The sequence below is a fragment of the Neopusillimonas aromaticivorans genome (assembly GCF_030344915.1).
Classification (GTDB): Bacteria; Pseudomonadota; Gammaproteobacteria; order Burkholderiales; family Burkholderiaceae_B; genus Neopusillimonas; species Neopusillimonas aromaticivorans.
The window spans coordinates 1,430,717-1,449,249 of record NZ_CP128233.1 but is presented as its reverse complement, the minus strand read 5'-3'; the positions used below and the strand labels follow the sequence as shown (position 1 = coordinate 1,449,249).

Here is an 18,533-nt window from a genome sequence, read left to right as displayed (position 1 = left end):
TCGCGATGACCATAGGCTCACGGTATTGGCGGGCGATTACTTCTTGCCTTTCAACACCTCATCGAGCAGTTTCTGGGCCTGGGTCAGTGTCCCTTCATAGCTGCCGGTCATGCTGGGCGAGGTGGTGAACTGGCCGCCAATGCCCAGGGTCGGTGTGCCCTGGATGTCATAGGCTTTTTCAAGTTCGGTGGCGCGGGCCACTTTCGAGGTAACGCCGAATGAACGCGCCGTGGCTTCGTAGGTGGCCTTGTCAATGCCTTGCGTGGCCAGCCAGTCACCGATGGCGCTGCTGTTGTACATGGGCTTGCGTTCTTTGTGCAGCACGGCGAAGACTTTGGGGTGCAGGTCCAGGCGGTCCAGACTTTCAAGTACATAGTACAGACGCTGCAGGTCGGCCATGCCGGCGTTGAAGGCAACAGGCACACGGCGCAGCACGACATTCTCGGGCAGGGTTTTTGACCATTTCTCGACCATGGGCTCCATGGTGGCGCAGTGCGGGCAGCCGTAGGCGAAGAACTCAAGCACTTCAACCTTGCCGGGGGTGTCGGAGGGTTGAACTGGAGTGACGGTGGTGTAGGCCGCCTTCTGGGCCTGGGCCGACAGGGGTAGCAGTGCAGCCAATGCCAAGGCAGAAGCAGAAATCAGACGGGAAACAAACGAGTTCAAAGCCATGAAAGGTCCTGTGTGAGTAGGTGATGTCAAGAGTGGCTGACCGCTGCCATGGGGCGTTACCCGCCGCACGCGCATGCCGGCGGGCGGGTTGCCCGTGATCAGGGCCGTACCACGGTAGTTTCTATTTTGGCATTCGACAGCGTAGCGCGTGATCGGTTCATTTCGTCGATACCCTTGAAGGGACCAACCCGTACGCGGTGCAAGGTAGAGCCGTTAACCTGAACCGGTTGTACGGTGGACTGCAGACCCAGCATCAGGATACGTGCCTGCATGGCCTGGGCATCACCTTCGGTTCGGAAAGCCCCGGCTTGCAGGTAGTACGTGGTTTGCGTGCCGGGGGCAGGTTTGGCCGGTGCGGTCGGAGTCGCAGGTGCCGTACTGCGCGGTGCGGCCGATGCCCCGGGGTTTGCGGTAGCGGGTGCGGGTGTTGCCGGTGTGGCCGCCGCCACCGGGGTGATGCCGGCTTGGGCGATGACGCCGCCGGCGCATTGCCCGCAGACGTTGCGCCGGTGCCGGGGCCGCTGGAAGGCGGGGCCCCCAGTGTGGTCAGCAACGCACCGATATCGTCTTGCAGGCTCGCCGAGGGTGCCGCTCCCGGTTGCGGCGTTGCGCTTGCCTGTCGAGCCGCTTCAGGCACGGGCGTGACCGGTTCACTGCGTCCGGATAACGCCTGATTCGGGTCGGGGGCTTGACGCAGGTCGGGCAAAGGTTGTGTGGGGTCGGCCCGACTGAATTTATCGGTGAACGGCATCGGCACCTGTGTGACGAACCAGGCTACCCCGGCAGCAATGCCCAGACCCAGTATCAGGCCGAACAGCAGCATGAAGATGCGGCTGCCCCGAAAGGCAGGTTCCCTGGATTTGCGACTTTTTGACATACGATGGTTTACATTTTCTCGGGGGCCGACACGCCCAGCAGGGCCAGGCCGTTGGCCAGTACCTGCCGTGTGCCTTGGGCCAGACGCAGCCGTGCGAGCTTCAGGGCCTCGTCGTCGACCAGCACGCGTTCGGCGTTATACCAGGCGTGGAAGTCGGCGGCGCAGTCGCGCAGCCAGAAGGCAATATGGTGTGGCGCCAGCTCGTTGGCCGCCTGGGTAATGGCGGCCGGAAATTCGGCCAGGCGTTGCAGCAGCGCAAATTCAGTGGGGGCCACCAGACGGCGGATGTCGGCATTGGACAAGGCATCGGCGCTTGGCGCCGACTGCGCCAGCATCGAGCAGATGCGCGCATGGGCGTATTGTATGTAATACACCGGGTTTTCTTCGCTTTTTGAAAGGGCCAGGTCAATGTCGAAAACAAATTCGGAGTCGGCACGACGCTGGGCCAGGAAAAACGTACGGCATCTTGCCCGACCCATTCGATCAGGTCGCGCAGCGTGACGTAGCTGCCGGCCCGCTTCGAGATTTTGACTTCTGCCCCGCCCCGCATCACCTTGACCATCTTGTGCAGAATGTAGTCAGGGAATGATTTTGGAATGCCCATTTCCAGGCCCTGCAGCCCGGCACGGACGCGTGCGATGGTGCCGTGGTGGTCGCTGCCCTGGATATTGATGGCGCGATGATAGCCGCGCTCCCATTTGGCAACGTGATACGCCACATCGGGTACGAAATAGGTGTAGCCCCTTCGGACTTGCGCATGACGCGGTCTTTGTCATCGCCGGTACCCAGTTCGGTGGTACGCAGCCACAGCGCGCCTTCATGCTCGTAGGTATGGCCGTTATCGACCAGTGTCTGTACGGTTTTTTCGACACGACCCGAGGTGTACAGGGAGCTTTCAAGGTAGAAGTTGTCGAATTTCAGCCCGAAGGCCTGCAGGTCGAGGTCTTGCTCGCGCCGCAGGTAAGCCACGGCAAAGTGACGGATGTCGTCAAGGCTGTCAAGGTTGCCGGTAGCGGTGACTTCGTCGCCGTCAGCCGCTTTAACGGTTTTGCGAGCGATGAAGTCATTGGCGATATCAAGGATGTAATCGCCCTTGTAGCCGTCGGCCGGGAATTCGGCGTCGTCGGGGGCGATGCCGCGCGCACGCGCCTGTACGCTGATGGCCAGGTTGTCGATCTGGTTGCCGGCGTCGTTGTAATAGAACTCGCGGGTGACCTCGTAACCCTGTGCAGAGAACAGGCGGCACAATGAATCGCCCAGTGCAGCCTGGCGCGCATGGCCGACGTGCAGGGGCCCGGTGGGGTTGGCTGACACGAATTCGACCAGAATTTTTTCGTGGTTGGCGGGTTGATTGCCGAAGTGCTCGCCTTCGTCGTGCAACACCTTCAGTACCGCCTGACGTGCGGCCGCCGTGAGACGGAAATTGATGAAGCCCGGGCCGGCAATTTCGGCACTTTCAACCAGTTCAGCGGTTTCGGGTTGTGCCATCAGGGCATCGACAATGTTCTGGGCCAGTTCGCGCGGGTTGCGACGGGCAGGCTTGGCCAGTTGCATGGCGATGTTGGTGGCCATGTCGCCATGGGCAGCAACTTTCGGGCGCTCGAGGGTGACCGTTGGCTGGGTGTCGGGGAGTACGTTGGAAACGGCGCGGCCGATAAGCGCAATTAGCTGGTGTTGTTGCCCGGAAAGCATAGATAAGATGTTTATATTGAATGGAAAAATGCAAGGGTCAATGATAGCGTGAATCGCCCGCTACTGTCGTGCCCAAGGTCTGTTCCAGCCAGTGCGAATAGGCCTGCATGTCAACGGTTCCTACCTCGTTGCCGGGCAGGCGTCGCCAGTCATCGTAGCGACGAATGAACGTCTCGGTAGCTTCGCGGGTGGTGCGTCCCAGCCGTGGTGTGTCGTCCTGGTAGTTGTGCCATAACTGGCCATTGGCCCGGTCAACGCCCCGGTCACCGTTTTGCAGGGCGCGCAGGGTGCTGTTTCGGTCATCATGCAGATACGGTGCGCTGACCACGGCATCGTCGGCGCTGCCCTCACCGAAGGCCACCCCGGCGGCGCGGGCTTGCCACAGCATCCAGTTCAGGCTGATGTCCGACAGGTCACCGCGTTGGCTGCCCTGGCCGTCACTGTCAAAAAACACCCCGCCGCCGATATCGGCATGTGCGCCGACAAAGGCGGCTTCAACGACGTTGCCGGCCTGGGTATCGGCAGCACTGGTCAGGGGAAACAGCCAGCGTCGCTCGTGCAGGGCCACAGCGTGTGCTACCCATTGCCAGCCGGCATCGACGGTCAGGTCGTAGGCACTGTTGCCCGAGCCGTTCAGTCCAAACTGGGCGACGGTATCGAACACCCCCATGAAGCGCAGGTCAACGCAGGCGGTGATAAGCCCGCGTTGCTGGTCATGATAGGAAAATTGCCCGTTGCTCAGGTATTGGCTGACCTGGTTGCCAAAGTGCCGCGCCAGCGCGGCCCCTCGTGAATAGCCAATGATATCGATGGGTACGGCCTGCTTCGGGTCGACCGGTGTGGCGGCCAGCGTATCGAGCAGGGCCTGCCATTGGGCATCCAGAATGCGCGGGGCTGAATAGGCGGTAATGGCATCCCAGTCTGTGGTGTAGGGGTTGCCCGGCCCACCTTCGTAAGCAACCGGGCCATCGTGATAGCGCTGGCTCAGCTTCCAGATGTTGGTCCGGGTGCTGGCATCGTTGCGTGTGCCGTCAAAGGCAAACAACAGCAGACCGGTGGGGTCGATGAAGCGGCGGGGTTGCTGGCTGGCATAGCCCAGGTTTTGGTTGCCGGGTATGGGCCCGAGGGGTCGGGCTCAAGGAACTGGCCATGCTCGGGGTCGTAGGTGCGCAGCAGGTTGTCATGCCAGCCGGTGGCCGGGTCATGGTACTGCCCCGGGGCGCGCAGGTTGAAGGTGATGCCGCGGGTTTGGGCGTGCCCCAGGGGGAGTAACGGGCGGTCCAGACGGTGTGGCCTTGGGTGTCGGTGATGGCGTGCGGCGCTCCGGTCAGGTCGGCATGCACGAAATGCAGCGTGCCGTCAGGCGAGGCTTCGTTGGTGTAATCGATGAGGCCGACGGGGACATGGTGGGCATACAGGTAACGGCGTGAAATCGGATCCGGGCGGCTGTCGGGCCGGGGCGGTGCTGATCCGGCGGCTGGCGCTGACTCGGTTAAAGCGCCTGACCCCGCGGATGAGGTTGATTCAGCGACCACTCGCCGGTCCAGATACCAGTAGTGGGTCTGTTCGTCGGCCGTGCGGCGCCAGATCCGGTGTCCGAAGGCATTGTGGGCGTAGCGTACCAGCGGCGTCTGGTTGTCCCAGACCGCTTTTAGACGCCGGTCTTCCCCATAGTGAAGGCGGCGTGTACCGATCCGGGCGGGCAGGCCCGCCGGGGTGCGTACGATGGCGGGCTGTATTTGCAGCGCTGCGCCATCCTAATCGTGGGCAAACCAGCGGGTTCGGGTGGTTTGCCCCGGGCCGCGTGTCGTAGCGCCGATCAGCCGGGATTGCCGGTTGTAAGCGTAGCGATGTTCGTCAAACCCGGCCATGGTGCTGAACCATTGCTCAGCGATGACACGGCCCTGTGCGTCAAACTGGTAACGCTGGGCGTGTGTGCCAAGTGTGCCAAGTGTGCCAAGTGTGCCAAGTGTGCCAAGTGTGCCGGCTGTGGCAGGTGTGCCGTGCGTTGACCCCTTGTCCAGACTATCCGGCGCAGGGGCTGTCCGCGGGCTATCCGCGACAAGTACCTGCCAGAGATCTTGCCCGCGCCGGAGGGTGGTTTGCTGAAGGCCATTGCCATAGCGGTAACCGGCCCGATCGGGTTGGCTCCGGATTACCGTATGGCGCTGCCCGCTGGCCGTTTCCCAGACGAGTCCTGTCAGTTGACGACCGTGGCCCCAGGTGTAATGCAGGGCCCCGCCCTCGGCCAGGGTATGGCGGGTCAGGCGATGCTGGCTGTCGTAGGCGAAGGTTTCGGAAAACCGCAGGGGTTCGCTGGTTGCCGATGGGGTTGGCGCCGGTCGTGTCAGGGTGCGACGCACCATGCGGCCCTGGTCGTCGTAGTCACGGCTTTCGGTTTCTGTCGGGTGCTGCACATGCATCAGAAGATTGCCGCGCCAGCGGAGCTGCGTCTCGACAGCGCCCTGACGAACGTGCAGGGGACGCCCTGCCGTGTCGTAGTCGTAGTGCCAGATTTGTCCGTCGGCAAAGTGACGCTGGGCGACCAGCCCGTGCGGGTTGAACTGGAGGTGTTCGCGCCCGGTCACGTGCGACTGCCAGGCGTAACGTTGCCCTTGGGTGTTGTACGCCAGCCGCAATCCTGCCCAGCCCGTATGGGCCAGGTCCAGATGTTGCAGCCGCCCCTGATCGTCGCGGGTTATCTGCGTGCCGTTGATCGACAGCAGGCGCCCGCTGGGGTCGTAGGTGGCGCGGGTGCCCGGTGCCGGACAGCCTGGGCAGGCTGCGCCTGTGACGGCCGTGACGTGTGCTTGTCCTGCCGGGTACCGGGCCAGATAAACGTCGGTGACGGCACCATCGGCACGCCGCAGGCGGGTTCGCATGGCGGGGAGGCGTTGTGCCGGGGCCGCTGCGGCAGATTGGGCTGCATGGTGGTCATCGCCGGGCAGGCCGTAGGCAAGCTGGTAGGCCTGCGGGCCTTCGCCAAAGGCAACGACCTGGTTGGCGGCGTTATAGGCCCACTGCCCCTGGCGCTGCCGGATGCCGCTGGCGGGCGTGCCGATGTTTTCGATCTGTGTCAGTGCGAACGGATTGCCACCCTGGTGGGCCGGGTCGTAGCGGTAGCGTCGTTGTGAGCCGTCCGGACGGTGCATGCCGGCCAGCCGCAGGCGGTCGCCCACAGCGGTTTCATAATCGTACGAGAATCGCCCTGCCGGGCTGTCGATGTGAGCCAGGTAGGCATGGCCGGACTGAAGTGTATAGGTGAAGGTCAGGACCGATGGCCGGTCTGGCGCCGGGCGGAGAGAATCAGGAGCCGGGCGGCCATAGTCAGGCGTTCTGTGATGCGGAGCGAGGCGGTCGATTTGATGCCCTGCAGGATGCGCGCTGACCGTTTTGATGGCGCCTTGCAAGGGCCTGGCGCAGTGTGCCGGTCAATGACGAGGTAGTGCCCTGCCGGCCCCCTGACCCGGACCAGCCAGCCCTGGGCGTTGAAATCCAGTAGCTGGCCGTGGCCGCGTTGCCAGCGCCAGCCATCGGTGCGCGTGTGCAATTGTCCGTGTTGCGACGACGCGTGCAGCCCCGGCCCGATCCGGCGAAATGCCACGGTGTGGCCATCGGCCTGTTCAATGACCGTTTCCGGCCCGCGTGATCGAAGACGCATGTCAAAATCACTGTGCCAGCCTTGGCCCATGAACGACACACGCCGGTTTTGGGCGCTGTAATGGCGGGTAATGGCCAGCAGGGCCATCCGGCCGAGGGAAGCAAGTCGGTTTCGTACTGGTACTTGTTGCCGGTGGCCAGGTGCACGGGTTGCCCGCGCCCAGGTTGATCTGCGGTTCGGGGCTGTTTTGGTTTAGACTAGCGGGCGTTCGACATGGCGCTGCAGCATTCGGGGCCATGCAGGTTGTGTTCGCCATGCCGTATGGGCTGTTTGCCCACAGCAGTATCAACCCTGCGAACAGACGCGAACAAAGCTTCACGCCCCTGCTACCCTTGCGCACCCAGAACCGTGCCGGCCCTTGCATGGCAACAAACCGGACCGACAGGGCTGGCGAAGCGATGTATGGCAGTTGCATTGGCAGGTTCTCCCGGGTCAGATATAGCCATTCTGAGGCTTGGCAAGCGGGAAAGCCTGGAGTAGTGTACGAATATAGCCACTAGGAGAAATACGATGTTAGTAGTCTTTCGCGCCAAACCGGCTGCCGAAATCCTGATGTTTGCCCAGCACGCGCGCGACGTTCTTGATGCCGCCGGTCGTCATTATCCTGCCCTGCCCGAACGGGGGTGATCACCGCCGACCAGATCGAGGGTCTGATCGCCGGCATTGAACGTGCCATGGCCGCAGATACGGCATCCCCTTCCACGATCTGGACAATCAGGAAGATGAAGAGAACGATATCAAAGACCATCCGGTTTCACGTCCGGTAACCTTTCGTCAGCGCGCATTCCCGTTGCTCGCCATGCTGAAAACCTGCCGCGAGCACAATGCCGACATCATCTGGGAACCCGCCCCGATCTGGTAATACCGGGCATCACAGGCATGTCGCGGTGCCTTGAGCCGTAGTTTTCGTTGCCCCATGAAAAAGCCGTCTGATGTTTTGCATCAGACGGCTTTTTTGCAGGTTGGCCCGTTGTGCGGGCGTTGCCCTGAACCTTGTGTGTCCCTGCCCGGTGCCGGATCTGCGGCGATGGACAGGGACGTTGCCCGATGGTGATCAGGCGGCGACTTTGGCCGCGTGCTTGACGCTGGCCGCGTGACGGTTGACCGCGCTGAGGATGGCCAGGAATGACGACGTAACAATATCGACGTGGACACCGACACCGAAGCCTGGGCCGGAATCGCCGACACGCACTTCAACGTAGGACGCCGCGCGGGTGTCGGTACCGGTACCAATGGCGTGCTCGTGGTAGTCAAGCACGCTGACATCCATGCCCAAGGCATTGATGAAGGCAGAAATGGCACCATCGCCCTGGCCTTTCAAATGACAGATCTTGTCATTGTGCTCAAGCTCGACTTCGATTTCAAAATGCTGGCCCGAGGCGGCTTTGGGATCACCGCTGATGCGGTGGCGAACCAATCGCCAGGGGCGTTCGAGATCGAGGTATTCGGCACGGAACAGATCGTAGACATCGTCGGCCGTGACTTCGCGGCCGGTTTCGTCGGTGACCCGCTGGATGGCGCGGCTGAACTCGATTTGCAGGCGACGCGGCAAGACCAGACCATGTTCCTGTTCAAGCAGGTACGACACGCCGCCCTTGCCCGACTGGCTGTTGACGCGGATGACGGCATCGTAGTTGCGGCCGACATCGGCCGGGTCAATCGGCAAATACGGAACTTCCCACAGGGTGTCGGGTTGTTGCTGCGCAAACCCTTTCTTGATGGCGTCTTGGTGCGAGCCCGAGAATGCGGTGAACACCAGGTCGCCGGCGTAGGGATGGCGCGGGTGTACCGGCAACTGGTTACAGTACTCGACGCAACGGCGCACTTCGTCGATGTCAGAGAAATCGAGCCCTGGGTGGATGCCCTGGGTGTACAAATTGAGTGCCAAGGTGACCAGGCACACGTTACCGGTGCGCTCGCCGTTACCGAACAGGCAGCCTTCAACCCGGTCGGCACCCGCCATCAGCGACAACTCGGCGGCGGCAACGGCTGTACCGCGGTCGTTGTGCGGGTGCACGCTGAGCACAATGCTTTCGCGGTTCTTCAGGCGTTTGCTGATCCATTCGATCTGGTCAGCGTACAGGTTGGGCGTGGTGGCTTCAATGGTAGCCGGGCAGTTCAGGATGATTTTTGATTCGGGCGTCGGGCCCCAGGCCTCGACCACCGCATCGCACACTTCAAGCGCAAACTCGGGTTCGGTGGTGCTGAACACTTCGGGTGAGTATTCGTAGCGCCACGAGGTTTCCGGGTGCTGGCTGGTGTACTGCTTGACGAGGTTGGTGCCTTTGACCGCCAGTTCACGGACTTCGTCTTTGGTCATGTTGAAGACGATCTTGCGGAACGCGGGGGCACAGGCGTTGTACAGGTGAACGATGGCGCGCTTGGCACCGGCGGCAGCTTCAACGGTACGTTCGATAAGGTCTTCGCGCGACTGCGTGAGCACAATGATGGTGACATCGTCGGGGATGCGCTTTTCGTCGACCAGTTTGCGAACAAAATCAAAATCGGTCTGAGAGGCCGAGGGGAAGCCGACTTCGATTTCTTTCAGGCCAATTTTGATCAATTGTTCGAAAAAGCGCAGTTTGCGCTCGACGCTCATGGGTTCGATCAGCGACTGGTTGCCGTCGCGAAGGTCGGTGCTCATCCAGATGGGGGCGCCGTGATGGTTTTGCTGGGCCAGGTTCGTTCAGAAAAGTCGCGTGCGAACGGCACAAACGGACGATATTTGTCGGATGGATTCGAAAGCATAGGGCACCTGTTTAACTGGATTTTTAATGCGGGTTACCTGGAACCGGGAAGGGGTTCGGCATCAGCACCGGGGCTGGAATGGACAGGTAACAGAAAACGGACGAATGGCGTGGCCGAACGGCTGCCGGACTGCCACATGACGCTAGGCCCGGCAACCGATCGGTAGTAGCAGGGATAGCGTGAAGAGGGGGAGCGCACCCAAGGAACCCGCAACCGAGCCGGCAACGGGGTTGCCAGTGGTAAACGAAGGGGTAAAGGGCACGGTATTCATACCCTCTAGTCAACCATATGCAGCACAATTTTGCAAGCCCTGCCATCGCGGCCACAGCGTTGGCCAGACCAAGGGCACTTTGGGGGCTAAGGCGTCAACAGGGCCTGGTGCGCCTGGGCCAGCTGGATTTTGGCGGCACGGCCACTGCGCAGCTCTCGGGCGGTTTGTTGCAAATCACCAACGGTTATCGGGAAACGGGTGTCATCCCATACCCAGCGCAACACGGTTTTGGCCGGATCGGACAGCTGGGCCGTCAGGCCGGAGATGACTTCGGCGCTGACCATGCGGGCATTGACCCGGCGTCGGCTGCCGCGTACGAAGCTGACCAGAAAATAGGCAATAATAAGCGTACACAGCGCAGCCAGTGCCCACCAGAAAAACGGGTTGTAACGCTTGAGCATTCCGGTTGCCGCGCCGCCCAGGGCTTCCAGCCCTGAGTAGTCAATGCCCTGGCCAAAGGCGACCAGGCGTACGACCAGCCAGTACCAGGCCATGGCAACAACCACGGTAACGGCAGTACACACGGCTTTATGGGTGGCGGTTAATTTCAGCAAGGCGTTACGCAACGCCGCGTGGTCCCGGGCGGTGGGCTGGTTGGCAGAATCAGTTTTCATGCGGGCTATTTTACCTATGCAATCGCGACAATCGTTGGCACTGCGGCAACACCAGAACCTGACCCTGACGCCTCAGCTTCAGCAGTCTATCCGGTTTTGCAGTTGTCCGCCCAGGACCTTGAGCAAGAGGTGGCTCAGGCGCTGGCGGACAACCCCATGCTCGAGCGCGAGGGCGAATATGACACCGATGTCCCGGATGCGCAAGCCCTCCCGGCAGACGAGTATGTTCAGGAGTCCGGCCTGACGGCCGGCGTGTCCGGCCCCGGCGGGCGTCATGATGCGGATGAGGACGGCAGCTCCGATATCGGCCAGGTGGTCAGTTTGCACGAATACCTGTTGCAGCAGTTGCATCTGACACGCGCTGCCGAGCGCGACCAGGTGCTGGTTGCCGTGCTGATCGAGGAGCTGGACGAAAACGGGTTTTTGCCAGTGTCCCTGGCAGAGGTGCTGGAGTTTCTGCCCGCTGCCCTGGGCAGTGCTGCCGACGAGTTTGACGAAGACGAGCTGTTGGCGGCTTTGCGGTTGTTGCAGTCCTTTGACCCCCCGGTGTGGGTGCGCGTTCAACCAGTGAGTGTCTGGCGTTGCAGTTGCGCCAGCGGCAGGCCGGTGCCCAGGGGGGTCTCGCACGAGGTTTTCGATTGCGCCATCGGACTGGTCACGCAGCATCTGGAAGTTCTGGCTCACGCCAGCCCCGAGCGTTTGCGTGCGGCTTCGGGGTATCCGGACGATGTCGTGCGCCAGGCCCATCAGCTGATTTTGTCGCTCGATCCCAAGCCGGGTCGGGCCTGGTCCAGCAGTGTGGCTGACTATGTGGTGCCCGAGCTGGTTGTGGTCAAAAGCCGCCAGGGCTGGGAGGCCCGTCTGAATGGCGCGATTGTTCCCCGGGTGCGCGTCAACCCTGTCTATGAGCAATGGTTGCGCGAAGACCGTAGCGGTGCCGACAAGTCGCCCATACAGGCCCAGTTGCAGCAGGCCCATGGTCTGGTCAAAAGCGTAGCGCAGCGGTTTGAAACGGTATTGCGTGTGGGGCAGTGCATCGTGGCACACCAGCAAGGCTTCTTTGACAAGGGTGTACAGGCCATGCGTCCGCTGGTGCTTCGCGACATCGCCCAAGATCTTGAGATGCATGAATCCACCGTGTCACGGGCGACCCGGCAGAAGTACATGCAGACCCCGTGGGGGTCTTTGAACTTAAATACTTCTTAGGCACCGCGCTGGGGGTGAAGGTCTGGCTCCCGCCAGTTCAGCCACCGCCGTGCGAGCCATGATTCGCGCCATGATCCAGGCCGAATCTCCACAAAAACCGTTATCTGACAGCAAGATCGTGGAGGCGCTGGAAAAGAAAGGGGTTGAAATTGCCCGTCGTACCGTAGCCAAATACCGTGAGGCCGAAGGCATTGAGGCCGCGTCGGTGCGCAAGGCGCGTGCCGCATTGCGTTAAGAACGCCACGACCTTGCATCGAGGGGTTGTCAATCGTCTGGATCTGCTTTAGCATACAAGCACGAAACTAGATGATAACTATTCTCATGTTCATTTGTATCTGTAACGCGATCACTGAAAAACAGGTCAAGGCCGCAGTGGCAGCCGGGGCGCATACCCTGCGCCAGCTTCAGGCCGAACTGGGGGTGGCTTCGTGCTGCGGGTGTTGCGCAGAAACAGCCACCGACTATTTGCCTGGCGGGCGCTATGCTGCGCATCAGACCGTGCACGTGCTGGACGATCGGGTCGCCCCTGCAGCCAATGATGGTGTGCTGCCCGCCCGCTTCACCGAGGTCATTGCCCGCCGCGCCTGAGGTTCGAGCGCTTTGTGCGTCGGGGCGGTGTACCCCTTGCGTTTTCGTGTCCTGGGGTTTTGTAGCCTCGGAACCCCATTTTCCCGGATGCAAGCGGGTGTTGCCAGTAATGAAAATCTGACGTTGTCGTGGTAGCCTAACCGGGTGTTGTAACCAGGAGAGCACACCATGAAAGGCGACGCCACCGTCATCCAGTTTCTTAACAAGCAGCTCAAGAACGAGCTGACAGCCATCAATCAATATTTTCTGCACGCCCGCATGCTGAACCACTGGGGGTTCGACAAGCTGGGCAAGCACGAATACGATGAATCCATCGGCGAAATGAAACACGCCGACCGCCTGATCGAGCGTATTTTCATGCTCGACGGCCTGCCCAACCTGCAAGACCTCCACAAGCTGCTGATCGGCGAAGACGTGCCTGAAGTGCTGGCCTGCGATCTCAAGCTTGAAACCGGCGCACAAACCACCGTCAAAGAGGCCATTGCGTACTGCGAGTCAGTGCGCGATTACGTGTCGCGCGACCTGTTCCAGGACATTCTCGACGACACGGAAGAGCATATTGACTGGCTGGAAACCCAGATCGACCTGATCGACAAGGTAGGTTTACAGAATTACCTGCAGTTGCAAGTCGGCGATCACTAAAACGATTTGGCCGGGCATTCGGCGACGTAGCCCCAGGCGCTGTTGGGAGTGCAATATTTGTTGCGCGCCGCCCAGGCGCAGCTGGGGCGGTCAAAGAAGCTTTGCGCGTTACAGGCTTGCAGTTCATCGCGCAGCTGGTTAAGCCAGCCCGTATTGGCAATGGCGGGTGGCGCGGGGGTTGATGCGGGCCCTGGGCCCGGCTCAGCCGAAAAATCAGGAATTTCCACCGGCTGGATGGGCATGTTGCCATCGCGGTTACCCCGCTTTTCCATCGAGGAAATAAGGTCGCCGACATCGGCAATGCCCATCAGTTTGCCGCTTTCAAGGGCAGCGATCTGTTCGGCTTCGGCCATGCTGATGCGTGTGGTCGCAATGGGGATCAGGTTGTTGGCGAACAGTTCGTTCAGGCTCTCGGGGGTGATTTCCCAGGCAACGGGCTCGGGGGCTGCGGAATGGCCAGCCGACCGTTGACCTGGGGTTGCGGTGGCTGCGCGGCAAACGGTTTGCCATCAGCCCCCAATACTTCAACAGGCGTTATTTCGGGCTGCCCGGGGCTGACGAGGCCAGTGGCCCATTGGCGACCAGCCATTCGCCCAGCCGCAGGCCACTCCAGGCTGAAGCGGCCATTAACAGGGCCAGTACGGCAAAAAGAAAACGCCAGGACATCCGTAACCTTAAATGCTGAAAATTACCCGCAGTATAAAACGTTCTGTTGTGACCACACGTGACCACTTCATGGAAAGCGTAAACCCGGTCACTACGTGCTGAAGACCTGACCGCCGTGCTCGCGCATGGCGTGGAATTCGACGTCGGGGTAAAGCTCTTGTACCACCCGCAGTTGCGCCTGTGACGACGCCAGGAACGCCGGTGCCTCGACGACATCGTAGGCAATGTTGGCGGTATTGTTGTCGATGAATTTTTGCAGGGCTTTCGGGTCTTTGGCCGTGATCCAGCGCGCCAGGTTGTAACGGGACGACATCATGCGGGCATCGACGCCGTATTCCGTTTTGAGCCGGTGTGCCACCACTTCAAACTGCAGTTGCCCGACGGCCCCCAGCAGCAGCGTGCCACCGGCCGCAATCGGGCGAAACACCTGAATGGCACCCTCTTCGCCCAGCTGGGTCAGGCCGGTACGCAATTGCTTGGTGCGCAAAGGATCTTTGACCTCGACGGCCTGGAACAGTTCCGGTGCAAAGAACGGCAGCCCGGTAAATTGCAGGTTTTCGCCTTCGGTCAGGACGTCGCCCAGGTGCAGCACGCCGTGGTTGGGGATGCCGATGACGTCGCCGGCATAGGCCTGTTCGACCAATTCGCGTCGCTGTGACAAAAATGACACCACGTTGTTGGGACGGATTTCCTTGCCGGTACGTGACACTTTCAGCCGCATGCCCCGGTTGAACTCGCCCGAGCTGACCCGCACGAACGCCACGCGGTCGCGGTGGGCCGGGTCCATGTTGGCCTGTACCTTGAATACTACCCCGCTGAACTTGGATTCGTCGGGCTGCACCCTGCGTTGCAGAGCCTCGCGCGGACCGGGCGGCGGGGCCAGGTCAACCAGCGCATCCAGCACTTCCTGCACACCAAAGTTGTTGATGGCCGAACCGAAAAATACCGGCGTTTGTTTGCCGGCCAGAAAGGCCGCATGGTCGAACTCGGGGGCGGCCGCTTCGATCAGTTCGATTTCGTCATTGGCTTTGGCAAAGGCATCGCCAAAGCGTTTGGCGATTTCCGGGTTGTTGCGCCCTTCGATCAGCTCGTCTTCGTCCCCGCGTCGTTCTTGCCCGGCGCGAAACACCCGCATGCGATCACGGCGAATATCAAAGACACCACCAAACGAGCGACCCATACCGACCGGCCATGAAAACGGCACGGCATCCATGCCCAGGTGCGACTCGATCTCTGACAACAGATTCAGCGGTTCTTGCACTTCGCGGTCGAGCTTGTTGATGAAGGTGATGATGGGCGTGTTCCGGGCACGGCAGACTTGCAGCAGACGAATCGTTTGCGGCTCGACGCCGTTGGCGGCGTCAATGACCATGAGGGCGGCGTCAACGGCCGTCAGCACCCGGTACGTGTCTTCGGAAAAGTCCTGGTGGCCCGGGGTGTCGAGCAGGTTGATCACGCAGTCGCGGTATTCCATCTGCATGACCGACGAGGCCACCGAGATGCCGCGTTGCTTCTCGATTTCCATCCAGTCGGAAGACGCATGACGACTGGCCTTGCGTGCCTTGACGCTGCCCGCGATCTGGATGGCCCCTGCGAACAGCAGCAGCTTTTCTGTCAGCGTGGTTTTACCCGCGTCGGGGTGAGAAATGATGGCGAAGGTACGCCGGCGGGCGACTTCATGGGCAATAGTGTGATTGGACATCCGGCAGGTTCCGGCCCGGGGCGCGGCGTGTTTCGCCGACCACCCCGTGGCACCAAAAGGCGTGCATTAACAGGAGTAAACCCTAGATTTTCGCAGATATTGCGCTGTCAGGCGAAAAGAGATGATCAAGGTCGCTTTCCAGCAGCTTGATCAAGGCCCCTTCTTTCAGTGGTGGCGCAAAAATGTAGCCTTGACCGACATCGCAGCCCATTTGTTGCAGCCGGTGCAGCTGTTCGGACAGTTCGACCCCTTCAGCGACCGTGCGGAAACCGAAGTGGCGAGCCATGTCGATGACGGTGCCGGTCAGGCGCTGGTCTTGCGTGCTGGTATGCACTTCGCGGATGAAAGCACGGTCAATTTTCAGCACCGAAACCGGCAGGGTTTTCAGGTAGGCCAGCGACGAGTAGCCGGTGCCAAAGTCGTCGATGGCAATCGGGAACCCGGCCTGATGCAGCACATTCAGCTGTTGCATGGCCAGTTGCATGTCCTGCATCAGCCCTGATTCCGTGACTTCCAGCTCGATCAGACCCGCGGGTAACCGATAGTTGGCCAGGATGCCAATAAGCACCTGCGCAAAATCTTTTGGGCCAGTTGTTCGGCGGCGACGTTGATGGCCACCCCAAAGGCCGCGTCGACCAATCCCTGTTCGCGCCAGGTGGCCAGCTGGCGGACGGCCTCTTCGAAGACCCAGAGACCAAGCCGTACGATCAGGCCGCTGGATTCGGCCAGGGGATGAACTCTGCCGGGGAAACCGCCCCGAACTCGGGGCTTTGCCAGCGCATGAGGGCCTCGGCACCGATGATCCGTTGCTGGATCAGATCAACCTTGGGTTGGTAGACCAGGTACAGTTCACGCCGGTCAGCCGCCCTGCGCAAGGCTGCGCGCATGTGGGTGCGTCGCTGCAAGGCGTTTTCCAGATCGTGGTTGTAGCCTTGCCATACCCCAAGCGCTTTGGGCAGCGCCAATGCGGCCATGCGGACCAGCTGTTCGGCATGCCGTTCCGGCAGGCTGGCGCTCACCCCCATGCGAACGGCCAGGTGCAGGGACATGCCGTCAATGTCGAAAGGCGTCGCAAAGCTGTGCAGCAGCCGGTCGGCCAGGGCTCCGATGGTTTTGTCATCGATGGTACTGTCACAGACAACGACCCATTCGGTGCTGTTCCAGACGCCCAGCACCGCATTGCTGTCGGAGACGACAGCGCGCAGGCGGTCAGCCAATGCGCCTGCCAGTAGATCGGCGGTGGTAAACCCGTGCAAGCGGGCGACGTCATCCACCCCGTCAAGCGCCATGAAAAAACCCCGGTATCGATGCCGGCCTGCAGGCGCTGTTCGAGCGCTTCGAGCAGGGCAATGCGGTTGGGCAAACCGGTTTGCGGATCTTGCCGTGAGCGGCGTTCGAGTTCTTGCGTGCGCTCATGGACCAGTGTTTCGAGCAGCGAGGCCCGTTCGGACCGCTCGCGCATGAGCCGTTGCAGCTCAAGCGTATTGCGGATGCGCTGCAGGACTTCGGTCTGGTCAAACGGTTTGGTCAGGAAATCCCGCACCCCAGTGCCAGGGCCTGGTAGCGGGTGTCGTCGTCGGTCTGGGCGGTGAGAATGATGACGGCGGACGCATCATCGCCGTGTGCGTCGTTCAGCGCCTGCAATACCTGAAAGCCGGTCATGTGCGGCATGCGGACATCCAGCAGGATCAGATCCGGGCGCTGTTGCGCAACGCGTGGCAACACAAGGCGAGGGTCTGTCATGATCTGGCGTCGCTCATAGCCGGCATCTTCCAGCAGTGCGTCGAGCAAGTCGCAGTTGGCCGGGTTGTCATCGACGATCAGGATATCGGCGTCGGTGTGCAGCGGAACGATGGCGGTCATGTGGCAGATTCCTGGAGCAACTCACTGATGCGCTGTACCAGTGCGGCCAGATCGAACGGCTTGGTGATGTAGTCTTTGAACCCCGCTTCACGCGCTTTGCGCACATTGAGCGATGAGGCGTCTGCCGAGATGCCAACGACAGGGATGCCGGAGGTCAGGGGTTCTGACGGAGCAGTTTCTGTGCTGAAAATCCGTTCATGCCGGGCAGGTCGATGTCCATGAGGATCAGATCGGGCGGGTCGGAGCACGCCAGTTCGATACCCAGTTCGGCGGTGTGTGCGCAAACCAGCTTCACGTCGTCAATATCGTCAAACAGCTCTTGCATCAGACGCTGGTTGGCCGGGTTGTCTTCGATGTAGAGCACAGTGTGGTGTGCCGGTGAGGCGGCGGGCGTTGCGCCGGCATGAACGGTGGTTGCAGGGTCAGCCATGGGCTCGGGGGCATGGGCCAGGGGCAGTTCAAACCAGAATTCGCTGCCTTGGCCTTGTTCGCTGCTGACGCCGATGCTGCCGTTCATCAGCAGGACCAGTTTGCGTGTCAGGGCCAGGCCGACGCCCGTGCCTTCAATGCCGCCGGATTCGGCGCCGAGCCGGTTGAAGGGCTGGAACAGTTCGCCTTGGCGGTCGGCCGGAATACCGATGCCGGTATCGCGTACGCTGATACGGTAACCGGAAGGACGGATGTCATAGCGCAACGATACCGAACCACCCGGCCGGTTGTACTTGATGGCATTGTTGAGCAGGTTGATCAGGATCTGCTTGACGCGGGTGTAGTCACCCATGACGTGGGCCTGGTGCTGGCCGCTTTCCGGGGCGTCAAGGTAAATGGTGTTCTGGGCGGCCAGGGGCGCACCAGATCAAGCGCGTCATGGATGACTTCCTGGACCTGTATGGGCTCGACAGAAAGCGACATCTTGCCCGACTCGATACGGGCCAGGTCAAGTACTTCGTTGATCAGGCTGAGCAGATGGCGGCCGCTGCGAATGATTTGTTCCACCTGGCGCTGGGGGCGTTCGGGCAAGGGCTGGCGGCTGTTTTGCAGCAGTTGGGCAAACCCCAGGATGGCGTTCAGCGGCGTACGCAGCTCGTGGCTCATGGATGACAGGAAGTCGGTCTTGGCCTGGCTGGCGCGTTCGGCCTGCTCTTTGGAGTGCTGCACCGTCTCGAGCAAGCGCCGTTGTTCGTTCATTTGCCGGTACAGGTTGATCAGCAAGGCACAGGTCGAGGTGAACGGTTTGAGCCATTCAACCACGCTTTCGTCGTAGCCCTGCGGGGCATTGGCCAGGGCATACATGCCGATGACCTTGCCCCGATCGGTGATGGGGACGGCCA

General features: G+C 61.2%; 19 protein-coding genes and 5 pseudogenes. 7 read left to right on the top strand and 17 right to left on the bottom strand.

What is annotated here, in order from left to right; translation table 11 throughout:
* Positions 1-36: 36 nt before the first annotated feature.
* Both N7E01_RS07865 and N7E01_RS07860 read right to left on the bottom strand, forming a co-directional pair.
* On the bottom strand, positions 37-672 hold the full coding sequence (locus tag N7E01_RS07865) for a thiol:disulfide interchange protein DsbA/DsbL (protein ID WP_289175404.1): 636 nt from the start codon (positions 670-672) through the stop codon (positions 37-39).
* A 98-nt stretch (positions 673-770) separates the two neighbouring features.
* Positions 771-1,121 (bottom strand): SPOR domain-containing protein, encoded by a 351-nt coding sequence (locus tag N7E01_RS07860; protein WP_289175402.1) that lies wholly within the window; start codon positions 1,119-1,121, stop codon positions 771-773.
* Positions 1,122-1,136: 15 nt separating this feature from the next.
* Here N7E01_RS07860 and N7E01_RS07855 point away from each other — a divergent pair, with 15 nt between their 5' ends.
* Complete coding sequence (locus N7E01_RS07855) at positions 1,137-1,346, top strand: hypothetical protein (protein ID WP_289175400.1); 210 nt, start codon at positions 1,137-1,139, stop codon at positions 1,344-1,346.
* A gap of 211 nt (positions 1,347-1,557) precedes the next feature.
* Here N7E01_RS07855 and argS read toward each other — a convergent pair.
* The 6 genes and pseudogenes from argS to N7E01_RS07825 form a co-directional block, all read right to left on the bottom strand.
* Positions 1,558-3,241 (bottom strand): annotated as a pseudogene (gene argS / locus N7E01_RS07850) (arginine--tRNA ligase).
* A gap of 37 nt (positions 3,242-3,278) precedes the next feature.
* Positions 3,279-4,286, bottom strand: a complete 1,008-nt coding sequence (locus N7E01_RS07845) for a phospholipase effector Tle1 domain-containing protein (RefSeq protein WP_289175398.1) — start codon at positions 4,284-4,286, stop codon at positions 3,279-3,281.
* Complete coding sequence (locus N7E01_RS18690) at positions 4,226-4,468, bottom strand: RHS repeat-associated core domain-containing protein (RefSeq protein ID WP_350495016.1); 243 nt, start codon at positions 4,466-4,468, stop codon at positions 4,226-4,228. The genes N7E01_RS07845 and N7E01_RS18690 overlap by 61 nt, the downstream gene beginning before the upstream one ends.
* Positions 4,469-4,539: 71 nt before the next feature.
* Positions 4,540-4,584 (bottom strand): annotated as a pseudogene (locus N7E01_RS18685) (hypothetical protein); the annotation flags it as partial.
* Between the two features lie 414 nt (positions 4,585-4,998).
* Positions 4,999-6,420 (bottom strand): hypothetical protein, encoded by a 1,422-nt coding sequence (locus N7E01_RS07830; RefSeq protein WP_289175392.1) that lies wholly within the window; start codon positions 6,418-6,420, stop codon positions 4,999-5,001.
* A gap of 89 nt (positions 6,421-6,509) precedes the next feature.
* Positions 6,510-6,989 (bottom strand): DUF6531 domain-containing protein, encoded by a 480-nt coding sequence (locus tag N7E01_RS07825; RefSeq protein WP_289175390.1) that lies wholly within the window; start codon positions 6,987-6,989, stop codon positions 6,510-6,512.
* Between the two features lie 604 nt (positions 6,990-7,593).
* On the opposite strand from N7E01_RS07825, the gene N7E01_RS07820 reads away from it, so the two are divergent.
* Positions 7,594-7,764 (top strand): DUF1840 family protein, encoded by a 171-nt coding sequence (locus tag N7E01_RS07820; RefSeq protein WP_350495015.1) that lies wholly within the window; start codon positions 7,594-7,596, stop codon positions 7,762-7,764.
* Between the two features lie 192 nt (positions 7,765-7,956).
* On the opposite strand, the pseudogene leuA reads toward N7E01_RS07820, so the two are convergent.
* Together leuA and N7E01_RS07810 are read right to left on the bottom strand one after the other, a co-directional pair.
* A pseudogene (gene leuA, locus N7E01_RS07815) lies at positions 7,957-9,650 on the bottom strand (2-isopropylmalate synthase).
* A 357-nt stretch (positions 9,651-10,007) separates the two neighbouring features.
* Complete coding sequence (locus tag N7E01_RS07810) at positions 10,008-10,535, bottom strand: hypothetical protein (protein ID WP_289175389.1); 528 nt, start codon at positions 10,533-10,535, stop codon at positions 10,008-10,010.
* Here N7E01_RS07810 and N7E01_RS18680 point away from each other — a divergent pair.
* The 5 genes and pseudogenes from N7E01_RS18680 to bfr form a co-directional block, all read left to right on the top strand.
* A pseudogene (locus N7E01_RS18680) lies at positions 10,534-10,640 on the top strand (hypothetical protein); the annotation flags it as partial. The gene N7E01_RS07810 and the pseudogene N7E01_RS18680 overlap by 2 nt on opposite strands.
* A 51-nt stretch (positions 10,641-10,691) precedes the next feature.
* Entirely contained in the window at positions 10,692-11,741 is a 1,050-nt protein-coding gene (locus N7E01_RS19385) for an RNA polymerase factor sigma-54 (protein ID WP_434089578.1), read from the top strand.
* Positions 11,731-11,976 carry an RNA polymerase factor sigma-54 gene (locus N7E01_RS18665; protein WP_491565776.1) on the top strand — a complete coding sequence of 82 codons (246 nt, stop codon included), beginning with the start codon at positions 11,731-11,733 and terminating at the stop codon, positions 11,974-11,976. Before N7E01_RS19385 ends, N7E01_RS18665 begins: the two co-directional genes overlap by 11 nt.
* 86 nt (positions 11,977-12,062) lie before the next feature.
* Positions 12,063-12,329 (top strand): (2Fe-2S)-binding protein, encoded by a 267-nt coding sequence (locus N7E01_RS07800; protein WP_289175763.1) that lies wholly within the window; start codon positions 12,063-12,065, stop codon positions 12,327-12,329.
* A gap of 168 nt (positions 12,330-12,497) precedes the next feature.
* Complete coding sequence (bfr, locus tag N7E01_RS07795) at positions 12,498-12,971, top strand: bacterioferritin (protein WP_289175387.1); 474 nt, start codon at positions 12,498-12,500, stop codon at positions 12,969-12,971.
* On the opposite strand, the gene N7E01_RS07790 is transcribed toward bfr, so the two are convergent.
* From N7E01_RS07790 to N7E01_RS07760, 7 genes and pseudogenes are all read right to left on the bottom strand, one after another.
* Positions 12,968-13,324 carry a hypothetical protein gene (locus N7E01_RS07790; RefSeq protein ID WP_289175385.1) on the bottom strand — a complete coding sequence of 119 codons (357 nt, stop codon included), beginning with the start codon at positions 13,322-13,324 and terminating at the stop codon, positions 12,968-12,970. The two genes, bfr and N7E01_RS07790, sit on opposite strands and share 4 nt — an antisense overlap.
* 181 nt (positions 13,325-13,505) lie before the next feature.
* Positions 13,506-13,637, bottom strand: coding sequence for a hypothetical protein (locus N7E01_RS07785; RefSeq protein WP_289175384.1), 132 nt, complete (start codon positions 13,635-13,637; stop codon positions 13,506-13,508).
* 91 nt (positions 13,638-13,728) lie between these two features.
* On the bottom strand, positions 13,729-15,339 hold the full coding sequence (locus N7E01_RS07780) for a peptide chain release factor 3 (protein ID WP_289175382.1): 1,611 nt from the start codon (positions 15,337-15,339) through the stop codon (positions 13,729-13,731).
* 82 nt (positions 15,340-15,421) lie between these two features.
* Positions 15,422-16,628: pseudogene (locus N7E01_RS07775) on the bottom strand (putative bifunctional diguanylate cyclase/phosphodiesterase).
* A 238-nt stretch (positions 16,629-16,866) separates the two neighbouring features.
* On the bottom strand, positions 16,867-17,202 hold the full coding sequence (locus tag N7E01_RS07770; RefSeq protein WP_289175380.1) for a response regulator: 336 nt from the start codon (positions 17,200-17,202) through the stop codon (positions 16,867-16,869).
* Positions 17,203-17,356: 154 nt separating this feature from the next.
* The gene (locus N7E01_RS07765; RefSeq protein ID WP_289175379.1) at positions 17,357-17,983 is read right to left on the bottom strand and encodes an ATP-binding response regulator; all 627 of its coding nucleotides are present in this window, start codon (positions 17,981-17,983) and stop codon (positions 17,357-17,359) included.
* Positions 17,950-18,522, bottom strand: a complete 573-nt coding sequence (locus tag N7E01_RS07760) for a sensor histidine kinase (protein ID WP_289175762.1) — start codon at positions 18,520-18,522, stop codon at positions 17,950-17,952. Before N7E01_RS07760 ends, N7E01_RS07765 begins: the two co-directional genes overlap by 34 nt.
* Positions 18,523-18,533: the final 11 nt, after the last annotated feature.

Excerpts from the sequence above, each read along its gene's own strand:
- N7E01_RS07865 (WP_289175404.1), bottom strand. The coding sequence starts at position 672 with ATGGCTTTGAACTCGTTTGTTTCCCGTCTGATTTCTGCTTCTGCCTTG.
- N7E01_RS07825 (WP_289175390.1), bottom strand. The coding sequence starts at position 6,989 with ATGGCCCTGCTGGCCATTACCCGCCATTACAGCGCCCAAAACCGGCGT.
- N7E01_RS07810 (WP_289175389.1), bottom strand. The coding sequence starts at position 10,535 with ATGAAAACTGATTCTGCCAACCAGCCCACCGCCCGGGACCACGCGGCG.
- N7E01_RS19385 (WP_434089578.1), top strand. The coding sequence starts at position 10,692 with ATGCTCGAGCGCGAGGGCGAATATGACACCGATGTCCCGGATGCGCAA.
- N7E01_RS07800 (WP_289175763.1), top strand. The coding sequence starts at position 12,063 with ATGTTCATTTGTATCTGTAACGCGATCACTGAAAAACAGGTCAAGGCC.
- bfr (WP_289175387.1), top strand. The coding sequence starts at position 12,498 with ATGAAAGGCGACGCCACCGTCATCCAGTTTCTTAACAAGCAGCTCAAG.
- N7E01_RS07790 (WP_289175385.1), bottom strand. The coding sequence starts at position 13,324 with ATGGCCGAAGCCGAACAGATCGCTGCCCTTGAAAGCGGCAAACTGATG.
- N7E01_RS07785 (WP_289175384.1), bottom strand. The coding sequence starts at position 13,637 with ATGTCCTGGCGTTTTCTTTTTGCCGTACTGGCCCTGTTAATGGCCGCT.
- N7E01_RS07780 (WP_289175382.1), bottom strand. The coding sequence starts at position 15,339 with ATGTCCAATCACACTATTGCCCATGAAGTCGCCCGCCGGCGTACCTTC.
- N7E01_RS07770 (WP_289175380.1), bottom strand. The coding sequence starts at position 17,202 with ATGACCGCCATCGTTCCGCTGCACACCGACGCCGATATCCTGATCGTC.
- N7E01_RS07765 (WP_289175379.1), bottom strand. The coding sequence starts at position 17,983 with ATGGGTGACTACACCCGCGTCAAGCAGATCCTGATCAACCTGCTCAAC.